The sequence below is a fragment of the Winogradskyella jejuensis genome (assembly GCF_900129745.1).
In the GTDB taxonomy this organism is placed as follows: Bacteria; Bacteroidota; Bacteroidia; order Flavobacteriales; family Flavobacteriaceae; genus Winogradskyella; species Winogradskyella jejuensis.
The window spans coordinates 914,484-926,646 of sequence record NZ_FQWS01000001.1 but is presented as its reverse complement, the minus strand read 5'-3'; the positions used below and the strand labels follow the sequence as shown (position 1 = coordinate 926,646).

General features: G+C 34.7%; 7 protein-coding genes. 6 read left to right on the top strand and 1 reads right to left on the bottom strand.

What is annotated here, in order from left to right; genetic code table 11:
* The first annotated feature begins 81 nt into the window (after nucleotides 1-81).
* The 5 genes from BUB95_RS04305 to BUB95_RS04285 all read left to right on the top strand — a co-directional run bounded on the left by BUB95_RS04305 (nucleotide 82) and on the right by BUB95_RS04285 (nucleotide 10,354).
* The gene (locus BUB95_RS04305; protein ID WP_073083562.1) at nucleotides 82-1,737 is read left to right on the top strand and encodes an alpha/beta fold hydrolase; all 1,656 of its coding nucleotides are present in this window, start codon (nucleotides 82-84) and stop codon (nucleotides 1,735-1,737) included.
* Between the two features lie 226 nt (nucleotides 1,738-1,963).
* Nucleotides 1,964-2,698, top strand: coding sequence for a hypothetical protein (locus BUB95_RS04300; protein ID WP_073083561.1), 735 nt, complete (start codon nucleotides 1,964-1,966; stop codon nucleotides 2,696-2,698).
* Between the two features lie 58 nt (nucleotides 2,699-2,756).
* The gene (locus tag BUB95_RS04295) at nucleotides 2,757-7,115 is read left to right on the top strand and encodes a leucine-rich repeat protein (protein WP_073083560.1); all 4,359 of its coding nucleotides are present in this window, start codon (nucleotides 2,757-2,759) and stop codon (nucleotides 7,113-7,115) included.
* 34 nt (nucleotides 7,116-7,149) lie between these two features.
* Entirely contained in the window at nucleotides 7,150-7,965 is an 816-nt protein-coding gene (locus BUB95_RS04290; RefSeq protein WP_083573310.1) for a T9SS type A sorting domain-containing protein, read from the top strand.
* 103 nt (nucleotides 7,966-8,068) lie between these two features.
* Nucleotides 8,069-10,354 carry a T9SS type A sorting domain-containing protein gene (locus BUB95_RS04285; RefSeq protein WP_073083554.1) on the top strand — a complete coding sequence of 762 codons (2,286 nt, stop codon included), beginning with the start codon at nucleotides 8,069-8,071 and terminating at the stop codon, nucleotides 10,352-10,354.
* 82 nt (nucleotides 10,355-10,436) lie between these two features.
* Here the strand turns inward: BUB95_RS04285 and BUB95_RS04280 are convergent, their stop codons facing one another.
* Nucleotides 10,437-11,408: an NAD-dependent epimerase/dehydratase family protein gene (locus tag BUB95_RS04280; RefSeq protein WP_073083552.1), complete on the bottom strand. Its 972-nt coding sequence runs from the start codon at nucleotides 11,406-11,408 to the stop codon at nucleotides 10,437-10,439.
* Nucleotides 11,409-11,606: 198 nt separating this feature from the next.
* On the opposite strand from BUB95_RS04280, the gene BUB95_RS04275 reads away from it, so the two are divergent.
* Nucleotides 11,607-12,140: a hypothetical protein gene (locus BUB95_RS04275; RefSeq protein ID WP_073083550.1), complete on the top strand. Its 534-nt coding sequence runs from the start codon at nucleotides 11,607-11,609 to the stop codon at nucleotides 12,138-12,140.
* Nucleotides 12,141-12,163: the final 23 nt, after the last annotated feature.

Genomic DNA, 12,163 nt, shown 5'->3' with positions numbered 1-12,163 from the left:
GTGATACCCTGTTGCTACCCCTAATTTATTGTCGGATTTGTTATAGTGTTTCATCTTTGGATAAATGTCATATATCAAGAAATGAAACCCCAAATTCAATACACCAAAAGTGGAAACATTAGTATTGCTTATCAAGTATTTGGTAATGGTAATATTGACTTAGTTTACATACCAGGTTGGATATCTAATATCGATTGGATGTGGTCTTGCCCAGAATTGGTTCATTTTTTTCATGAATTAGGCAAAGTCGCTAGAGTTATCCTTTTTGATAAACGAGGAACTGGATTATCTGATCGTGTCGTTGAGCTTTCTACGCTTGAGGAGCGCATGGAAGATATCAAAGCTGTTATGGATGCCGTAAATTCTAGTGAAGCCGTTTTGTTTGGGCATTCCGAAGGTGGAAGTGTTTCCGCATTATTTAGTGCCACGTATCCTAACAGAGTATTAGCACTAATGGCATTTGGCATCTTTGCAAAACGTCGTTTTTCTGAAGATTATCCTTGGGCTCCAACAGACGATGAGCGTCAAAAGGTATACGATATGATAGAAAACAATTGGGGCAGTGGTAAACTATACTTGCAAAGTCTTGTACCGTCTAAAGCTAATGACCCAATTTTTATGGATTGGCTAGCCAACTATTTTAGGTCTGGTGCAAGTCCATCGGCTGCCATTAAGCTCACCAAAATGAATACTGAAGTTAATATCATTGATGTACTAAAACACATTAAAGTACCTACATTATTAATGCAACGTACCAACGATATTGATGTAAAAATCGAAGAAGGACGCTTTGTTGCAGAGCGTTTAAAAGATGCAAAATTTGTAGAATTTAGCGGTAGCGACCATTTATTTTGGGCAGGAAATACAGATGAGGTATTAAACGAGATGAAAAATTTCATAGACGAAATTAGTCCCCAAAAACCTCAAGAAAAAGGCTTAATAACTCTTGTTTGCGGATGTGTTTCTGAGCAAGTAATAACTAATTTAAAACCCAATTTAGTTAAACAATTTATAGAACAATATGACGGAAAGACAATCGTCTCCAGTAGAAAAAGCTTTGTAGCTGCATTTAGATTGCCCGGAAGAGCTACAAATTGTGCAATAGATTTTGAGCAGCACTTAAAGCAATTAGGCATTACAGCATCATTTTGCATTTTTATGAGACAAGGGTTATTGTCGCTTAAAGAATCCGTATCAGAAAACGATAAATACATTATCAATAATTTAAAAACGCAATCTAAGCGTAACGGAATATATGCGATACAAACCATAAAACATTTATTGTCTGGTTCTGCCTTTCAGTTTAAAAAAGAAGGTGCAGTTTTGGTTAACAAAAATAATGACTTGCAAAGTGTCTATAGTGTATCTAAAAGTAACGTTGCAAAAATTCAAGGAAATCTACATACAGTTCAAGTCGTTCAATACGATTCGTTTTTAGAAGATGTATTGGTAATTATTGAGCAGAATTTAGAAAATAGCAATTTTGGAGTTGATGAGCTAAGCCGAAAAGTTGGTATTAGCGAGCGTCAACTACAGCGTAAACTAAAAGAACTCACAGGTAAAACGCCTGGTCAGATTATTACTACTACTCGACTTAATAAAGCAAAAGCAGCTTTGCTGACTAGAACTTTCACCATATCAGAAGTTGCGTTTCAATATGGGTTTACAAGTCCTTCCTATTTCTCTAAATGTTTCAAGAAAGAGTTTGGTGTGAGCCCATCAGACATTACCGAATAACCACCCAATTTTACTACACTTTATGTCGCTATTGTAACAGTCTAGTTCGGGATTGTTACAGTACAAAGAGAGACCTCAATTTACCTTTGTTTTAAATTGAATTAGAAGAATTTTTCAAGTCATTTTTTTCACTTTTAAACCCAATTTTTCCCTCTGAGGCAGTTTATTTTTTATAAAAACAGGTATAGAAATAGTATTGCATCATAAAACAGAAACCTACATAATCATGAAAAAAATTATTCTATTACTAACAGGAATTACACTCTTAGTATTAACAAGTTGTACTTACGAAGACGATATAAACAATTTGCAAAATCAAATCAATGACTTATCAGAGAATCAAAACGAGATTGAAAATCAGTTTTCAACTTCTTTAGATTCCATTTCAAATTTATTAGATAATAGTGCAGACTCAGATATCAACGCTATTAAGATGAGTGTCGCTATTACATTATTAGAAAATATCACAAGGCAACCAGAATCTGCTGAAACTTTAATAGCACTTACAGAAACAATTTATACTGATTATACAGAGTTATTGCCTTTTACTGATAATACAATTATAGTTCGAGGACAGGCTGTTGCGGAGTTGTTTCAAGGTATATCAAGGCAACCCGAAGCTTTTGAGACTTTTGATACCGCAGCAACGCAGTTTGTTGGGCCTTTTGACCCAGAACACATGAGTGATAATGCTATTATTAACGGCAATGCAAGAGGCATAGCCATGATTGATTTATTTATAGGTATAGCAAGACAACCCGAAGCTTTTGAGAGTCTAAAAACTGCAGCAACAAAATATTTAGGAGATTACGACCCAGCTATTTTTAGCGATGAAACTATTGAAGCTGCTAAAGCGCAAGCGTTTAACGGATTACTAGAAGCCTTAATAAGACAACCCGAAGCAGAAGAATTATTCAATGAAATATGTATTCAGTTCTTAGATTTTAGTTTTTTAGACTAGTCAATCAACTCATTATCAATGCTATAAAAATCACACAATATTTTTAAAACACACCCAAATGAAAACAAAATTGCTCACATTACTTACCGTTGTTTTTACAACACTAAGTTATTCGCAAACCTTTACTGATAACGGACTTAACTACAATGTCATTTCAACCAACCCTAACGAAGTTGAGGTTACTGGCGGAACAGTTACAAACCCATTAACAATACCGAGTACCGTCACCGATGGTACAGATAGCTATACGGTTACTGAAGTAGGAAGTCAGGCATTTAGAAACAAAGGTGTGACGAGTGTAATTTTACCCAACACCTTACGCATTATTAATTTTCGTGGATTTAGAGATAATGGCAATCTTACCTCAGTTACTCTACCAGCGAGTGTTACTAATGTAAACGGTGAAGCTTTTTTGAATAGCGGATTAAATGAAGTTATTGCTGAAGGAACTGTGCCTGCAAATATTAGTAACAGTTCATTTGGTACACGCGCTAATGTAGATTTAATAGTTCCTGATGGATTTGAAGCTACGTATATAAGTGGCGGTTGGACAGGTTTTAGAACCGTTAATGGAGAAATTCCCGTTGGCGGAACTTTTGATGTGGGTGATTTACGGTATAGAGTGACTTCACAAAACCCGCTAGAAGTTGAAGTTGCCGGTCGTTTAAATGGAATTGTTGATGTAGTTATACCAGCATCAGTTGTAGAACCACAATTAGGAGATACATATACTGTCACGGCGATTGGAAGTCGTGCTTTCAGAAATGCAGGAATTAATAGTGTTTCCTTTTCAAATACGATAGAAGTGATTAAAAACGAAGCGTTTGAAAACAATAATCTAACAACAGTTACACTTCCTGCTTCTCTAATTACTATTGATAATGAAGCGTTTAATAGTAATAACTCGCTCATAGAAGTCATTTTAGATGCCGTTGCTGCACCAACTATTCAAACAAATAGTTTTACAAATCGTGGCAATATTAATTTAACGGTTCCCAATGGTTCAGAAACAGTATATGAAAATAGCGGTTGGACAGGTTTCTTTTCAGTCAATGGAATACCTTCTATAGGTTCTGATTTTTCTGTTGATGGTTTTAACTATAGAATTAATGGCGTTAACCCAAATACGGTAGAATTAAGAAGTGGCGGAAACGGTATTACTGATTTAGTATTACCGTCAACAACCACTAAAAATGGTATTTCATTTACAGTAAACGCCATTGGATTTCGTGCTTTTAGAGGTAGGAATCTCAATAGTGTAGTATTGCCGCAAAATGCTGATTTGATTGGTAATGAAGCCTTTGAGAGTAACAATTTAACTACAATTACACTTCCAGCTTCTGTTGCTACAATTGAAAATGAAGCGTTCCGAGATAATCCGCTTACAGAAATTATTTCACAAGCAGTAACTGCTCCCACTTTAGAGACGGATAATAGTATAACAAATCGAGGAAATATTTCGCTGACAGTTCCAAACGGATCTGAAACAATATATGAAAATGGCGGTTGGACAGGTTTCTTTTCAGTCAATGGAATACCTTCTATAGGTTCTGATTTTTCTGTTGATGGTTTTAACTATAGAATTAATGGCGTTAACCCAAATACGGTAGAATTAAGAAGTGGCGGAAACGGTATTACTGATTTAGTATTACCGTCAACAACCACTAAAAATGGTATTTCATTTACAGTGACAGCTGTTGGATTTCGAGCTTTTAGAAATAAGGGTATCAATAGTGTTGTATTTCCTCAAAATATAGAAGTTATCGATGCAGAAGCATTTGAACTCAACAATCTTACAGCAATTACGTTTCCAGCATCAGTCACTACAATTGGAGAAGACGCATTTTTAAATAATGCTTTAACCCAAGTTACATTTACATCTGGTCCAGAAACTATTGGCGTAAATGCTTTTAGAGGAAACCAATTAACCAATTTGAGTATTCCTTTAGGAACAGTGGCCATTGAAAATGGCGCTTTTTCAAATAATCAAATATCCAGCCTATCACTTCCAAATTCTATTGATATCATTGATGAAGCAGCATTTTTAAATAATCAAATAGGTAGTTTGGTAATTCCAACTGGAGTTATTACAATTGGGAGAGCTGCCTTTCGTGATAATAGACTTACAAACGTTATATTTCCTAATACTGTAGAAACCATTGATACCGATGCATTTCTTAATAATCAACTTGTAAACATAACCTTGCCTTCAAGTTTAACAACTTTAGGGTCAGCTGCATTCAGAAACAATCAGTTGACAAGTATTGTCATTCCGGATGGTATCACTGAACTTAGACCACAAACCTTTCGTGATAACGATTTGATAAGTGTAACGCTTCCAGCAAACCTTCAAACTATACGCAATGATGTGTTTCGTAACAATGAAATAGAATCTATTAGTTTTCCTGAGAGTTTAATTGAATTACAAGGGTTTTCTTTTCGAAATAATAAATTAACCAGCGTTACTATTCCTGCAAACATTACCACAATAGCAGCAAATACGTTTAATGCTAATTTATTGACTACAATTACAATTCCTTCTAATATTACAAGTATTGAAAATGATGCTTTTTCTAGTAATCCGTTAGCCAATATAATTGCAGATAGCGAAACTCCTGCTGCAATTACTGCTTCAAGTTTTGGAACGCGTAGTACTATTAATCTAACTATAATACCCAATCAACAATCTGTGATTGACGATTATGTTGCGGCAGGTTGGACAGGTTTTGGAAGTGTAAATGGAGACTTTCAAATAGGCGCCCAATTTACAGCGGGAGACTTTCGATATGAAGTAACTAGTGTGAGTCCAAATGAAGTAAAAGTTTTAAGCAGAGTAACTACAGAACAAAATATTAGTATTCCTGAAATAGTTACGGAAGCAGGTACAACTTTTACTATAACTGCTATTGAAAATAATGCGTTTCAAAATACAGATATTACAAGTGTAACACTTCCTGCTAGTATAACTACCATTGGTTCAAATTCATTTTCTTTAGCAACTTTAGAACAGGTAGAAGCTTTAGGAACAGCACCAGCAACTATTGAAAGTAATTCGTTTGGAGAACGTGAAAACATAGCGTTAACAGTACCTTCTGGTAATGAAATTGATTATGAAAATGCGGGTTGGACAGGATTCTTTACCATTAATGGAAATGGACTTGCGGTTGGAAATACATTTACAGTAAATGCAATTAGATATGAAATTTTAACCTTAGCACCAAATACATTATCCGCAGTTGGCCAAAATGGAACGGTACCTAACGGTGATTTTGTATTTCCAGAATTAATAAGCAAAAATGGTGTTGATTTTACCATTACTACTATCGGGAATGAAGCATTTAGAAATCGAGGTGTACAAACGTTACAGTTGCCTAGTACACTTACCACACTAGAAGGTCGTGCATTTAGGGACAATGGTTCGTTGAGAAGTACAAACATTCCTGTAAATATAACGTCCATTGGAGGTGAAGCTTTTTTTGATAATGGATTAACGGAAATTATTTCAGAAAGTGTAAATCCACCAACCATAAATAATGGGACTATTAATCCACGTAATAATATCAATTTATTCATTCCGCAAGGAACAATGCAAGCCTATTTAGATAATGGCTGGACAGGATTTAAATCGATTATAGAACAAGGTACTACTATTTTAGAACCTAAAGTCTTTTTGCAAGGTGCGTATCTAAATCCAAATACTGGCGAAGAAACATTAATGCGAGACGATTTGCGTGTAGCTGGTCTTATACCAACAACGTCACCATATAGTGATGCTCTCGCTGTTAACGCATCAGTATTTAATGTTGAAGGCGAAAATGCCATTGTTGATTGGGTATTTGTAGAATTACGAGATGCTTTTGACCTAACAAATATTATTGAAGCGCGCTCTGCATTATTACAACGCGATGGTGATATTGTTGACTTAAATGGTTTAGGAATATTACAGTTTACTGCTCCAAATGGTAATTATTTTGTGGCCATAAAGCATAGGAATCACTTAGGAATAGTTTCAAATTCTTTATTACTTCTAGATGGAAATAGGCTTAACTTAGATTTTACTAATACAGCAACTCTAACCTTAGGAACAAATGCGCAAACCAATTTTGGAATGCCAGAAAATACACTAGGCATGTGGGCAGGAGATGCCAATTCAGATGGTGTTGTGAGATTCTCAGGAGCTAATGCAGAGCCAACAGATATTAGAGACGCTGTGTTAAACAACCCTGATAATATTTTTAATTCTCTCTTTTTTGCAGCTCAAGGCTATTTAAATGAAGATATAAATATGGATGGCGAGCTAAAGTTTTCTGCAGGAAACAGTGAACCATTATTTATAAGAGACAATATTCTTGGTAACCCAGGTAATGTATTTAACTCATTGTTTTCTAACATCACTTCGCAAATACCTCAAAACTAAATAAACTTAATATTAATAAATAAACCCTAAACCCATGAAAAAAATTACTACACTATTATTTGCAATGTTAACATTGCTTACCTATGCTCAAACCACATACGACTTTGAGGTAGAGCGTGATGCTACAAACTCTAATTTATATACTGTATTTGCTGTGCCAAGTGCAGCAGCTACAGGTGCAGATTTTGCCTCTGGCGTTGTTTTATTTACCATAGCTACAGGAGAAACTATAGGAAACATTACATCTTTAACTGGAACTGGCTGGGAAACAGATGTGGATATCCTTACTGGACCTGTATTGCAAGGAGCTGGTGTTGGAGATGGTACAAAAGATGTCATATCACTAGTAAGTGATGTAGGGCAAACTATCTTTAATCACGGGACAGAACGATTTGGTTTAGTAAGCTTTGAGGTTACGAGCTCACCAACAGGTGGAGATATAGAGTTTGTAGAAACGACTGACCCTCTAATAACAACACTTATTAATGACTTTAGTCTAAGTTTAGGGAATGTTATTGTAATGGACTCACAAGATGGATCAGGTAATATAGACCGTTATGGAGCTTTGGTTGGAGACACCAATTTTAACCTTGTTTTAAGTGCTGATGATTTTATTCTTTCTAAAACCTCTGTATTTCCTAATCCAATAGTAGACACATTTAATATTAAAACAGCTGGAATTTCAATTGATAATGCCCAAATTTATAATATTAATGGCGCTTTAGTTAAAACGATTAGCGCAGATGTTACAGATAATTCTATTGATATATCTGAGTTAAATTCTGGAATTTATTTTTTACAACTTGTTTCTGGTAACGCTAATAGAACAATTAAGTTGATTAAGCAATAAGTTAAACTAATTATAGCGTTTTTCAAATCTTGGAATAGCAATAGAACAATAGAACTGCTATAACTTGAAAATAAATGCCCAGACCTCACTAAATCTTTGTACTATGAAAACAAGATTATTAATATTTACAGTTGCTTTTTTTGTAAGCTTATCCAGTATTTCACAAAATTTAGAATGTAACGCAATAACCGTTGATGATTTTTTTGATTGTTATGGCGGCGCCGAAGCATTTAGTGAGCAGTCTCGTAACGCATTAACCACATTTATACAAGCAGAAGATGCCATAAACACAGGAGATTATCCAGGTGCCAAACTATTAATCGACAATATATTTGAGACCTATCCAAAGGGCACAAATATTTGGTTAGATGTGTTAGGCGCACCAAATGGAGCAAACATAGGTTCTCCAAATACCTATTATGGGCTGCGTATGATTGAAGATATTGTAGATTTTCAACTTAATAATACGCAAGATATAACACCCGAAACGGTGGTGATGAAAATTGTTCTGGTAGGATGTTCTCAAGGTATACAACCTACCACTGTAGAAGAATTAAATACTGGTACAGGTCCTTATGTAACTAATACTATTGCACAAGAACTAATTGCGGATGATTATAGAATAGTTAGACAGTCGTTTAGTTTGTTTTCTCAATACGTTACAGCAATTACAGGAGGCTCATTAAATATTGAGATTGAAATTATAGAACTTCCAGACGTTTGTATGGATCTTAGTATAACTAGTTCTGAGCCATATATTACAAGTAGAAATGAAGAACCTGTGTATGCTGCATTTAGTGATGAAGAACTTAACAGTACAGACTGGTGGTGGATTTTATATCCTTCATATGTTCCAGAAAATGATGTTTTTGATGATTATACATTTATAACTGGCGGAATGGGGCAAGATGAAAGGTCTGGTCCCGCTTTTGTTATAGATGATAAATGGTTGGTTAGGAAACCAGCACATTTAGGTTCTGGACTTTATAGTGATATCGAAAGGAGAGCTTACTTGCCACAATGGCTGCAACACGAATTTTTTCACCATTTATATCGTAAATATCCGCACTTACAGCTTGAGGTTAACGGTCACGATTGGTTTAATCCAGATTTTTGGCCAAGTGATTTTGAAGGCATATTTGAACCAGATTTTTATGCCGAAAGTTTATACAAACGGTTACAAGTTGATTGCTCACCTTTAAGTTCTAAGCTTATTACTAGAGTTCAGGATGAAGAGTTGGCACAATTAGATTTACTATCTATAAGTGATTTACAAGGTGGAATATTTTCTTTAGATGAGATAACAAACGATTTTCACATTGGAGAAATTATTCTTGAAGATGGACGATATTTTTGGAAAAATGCGGCAGGCTTTCAATGGGAAGTTTTTCCAGATTTTCAAGCAGGAATTTTAGAGACTGGCGAAGATTCACTCTACCCAGGTGAAGACTTTTTTATAGAGCTTTACAAAACAACTGATGGTGAATATTTTCCTGCCGTTTCTGCATTAAAATTTCAAAATGAATTTTATAGACGGCGTTTTGATTTATTTAGAGATATTGTACCAGTTGAAATAGCAGTTGGAAATTACACAAGAGTGCCTGTAGAAACTTCAGCTGATGAGGGACAAGTTATAAAGAACAGTGGGCAATTTTTATGGCAAGATAATGCTGCAAATAGTTGGTCTCTAACAGTAGATATTGATGGAGAAGCCTTAATACATGGTAATGATGCTCCGCAACCATCAGGTGAATTTAAACTCATTATTAAAGAAGATGAATGTGGCGTCAATGTTTTAGGTTTCGAATATTTAGGCTACTACTATTGGAAGCCTAAAAGGAATATTCAAAATGAATCACCAATCGTGAGTACTCAGTTAGAAGATTTAGAATTAAATGAGGATTTCGGTTCTTTGATAATCGACTTGTTACCAGTATTTTCTGACTCTGAAAATGACCAATTATTATATTTTGTGACAAGTGATAATCCTGAGATTATAGGCGCCACTATTGAGGATAATCAATTAGTAATTACAAGCAATCAATCCGGTACTGCAAGACTATACGTAATGGCATTAGATGGTAATGGAGGTATAGCGACCCAAGAGTTTAGGGTTGGTGCAGGTGTTGCGTTATCAATTGTTGATGATTTTGAACTTTCAGAGGTCTCTATTTATCCAAATCCTATACAAGATACTTTTACTATACATAGAGCTAATACTAATATTAGCCAAGCAGAAATTTATAATATCAACGGTGCCTTGGTAAAAACAATAGATGCAAATAACATAGAAAATGCTATTGATATAACTGATTTAAATTCTGGAATTTATTTCTTGCAATTAACTTCTGGAAATTCTAAGAGTACCATTAAACTCTTAAAGCAATAATTAGAGAATTTTAATAAAGTTTTAGTTTTAATAAAAGGCCCACTTTTAAGAAGTGGGCTTTTTTTGATATCATCTATTTATACTATCTAGGATTAAAATCCACACGACAAACTTGTTTCTCCAAGTTTTCAATCATTTCTTGAGTCATTTTGTCTAGGTCAAAGTCGTGTTGCCAGCCCCAATCTTTTCTGGCAACACTGTCATCAATTGATGATGGCCAACTGTCTGCTATGGCTTGTCTAAAGTCGGGTTTATAAGTAATTGTAAAGTCAGGAATATGTTTCTTAATACTCTCAAAGATTTGTTTTGGTGTAAAAGATATGGCTGCAAGATTATATGCTGAGCGTATATTTATTTTTTCGGCAGGGGCTTGCATTAATTCTACAGTGGCTTTTATAGCATCGTCCATAAACATCATAGGGAGTTCTGTGTTTTCAGAAAGGAAGCACTCGTAAGTTCCTTCTTTTATAGCCTCGTGATATATCTCAACGGCGTAATCTGTTGTGCCACCACCTGGCATTGCTTTGTGACTTATAATTCCAGGGTATCTAATACTGCGTACATCTACATCATATTTTTTATGATAGTACTCGCACCAGCGTTCTCCGACTTGTTTGGTAATACCGTAAACTGTCGTGGGTTCGCATGTAGTGTGCTGAGGTGTATTGTCTCTTGGTGTAGATGGTCCAAAAACGGCAATACTGCTTGGCCAAAATATTTTTTTTATGGTACCACCTTTGGCGAGATTTAGAACATGAAAAAGCGAATTCATATTCAAGTCCCATGCCTCCATTGGATATTTTTCTCCAGTGGCACTTAGCAAAGCAGCCATAAGATAGACAGTGTCTATATTATAATTCTTGCAGCAATCCTTTATGGCATTAAAATTTTTGGCATCTATAATCTCAAAAGGACCAGAATTTACAAGGTCTAAATTTCTTGTATTTATATCACTTGCAATGACGTTATCAACACCGTGAATTTCTCTTAATTTAGTTGTAAGTTCTGTGCCTATTTGCCCACAAGCGCCTATGATTAATATTTTTGAAGACATGTTACCATTTTATTATCTTCAAAAATACTAAGAAAACAAGAGGTTTTTTTATTAAAAAAACATAAAATACACTCCGTTTTAAGAATTTTTTATTCTTGACTAGATGAATAGAAATCAAATTCAATTTAATAGCTTATAATAAATCCATAAAAGACGAGTTTATTTACCTTTACAGAGCATTACCAATATCTCGAATACATGAAAACCAAATATATAATTCCAATACTCGCTTTAACGCTTCTTGCTAGTTGTGGAGATAAAGCACAGAATAATAGTGATATTGCTGAAGAAGCTAGTTCCAAAGAAAGAAAAGAAATATCGGCTAAAGCAATTGAGAATTTTAAATACAACGACTATATTTTAAGCGGTGATGCAGAAAAAGAAGTTCAAGATTGGTCTAGATTTAAAGAATTAGAAACCCAAGTTTCTTATTTAAAAAAAGCTGATATTACCTTTTTTACTTCTGAGAAAGACACACTCAAAGCATTTCTAGATAGTTTAAAAGTAAGTATTCCGCAAAGTATTAACACCAAGCCAGTGAATGCTAGAATAACGGCTTTGGAAACAAAACTACTTAAGCTTAATAACGATTTAACCTTAGATAATTACTCGGTAGAGAACAAGCTATCTAGTATAAAGGATTTATTGATTGCCAATTCTAATCTCATTTTTGTAATTAATAAGAAATTAGAATTTGATAAAAATGATGTTGGTCGCCCTGAAGATGAGTGAAGATGACACTACTTTTTAGCACA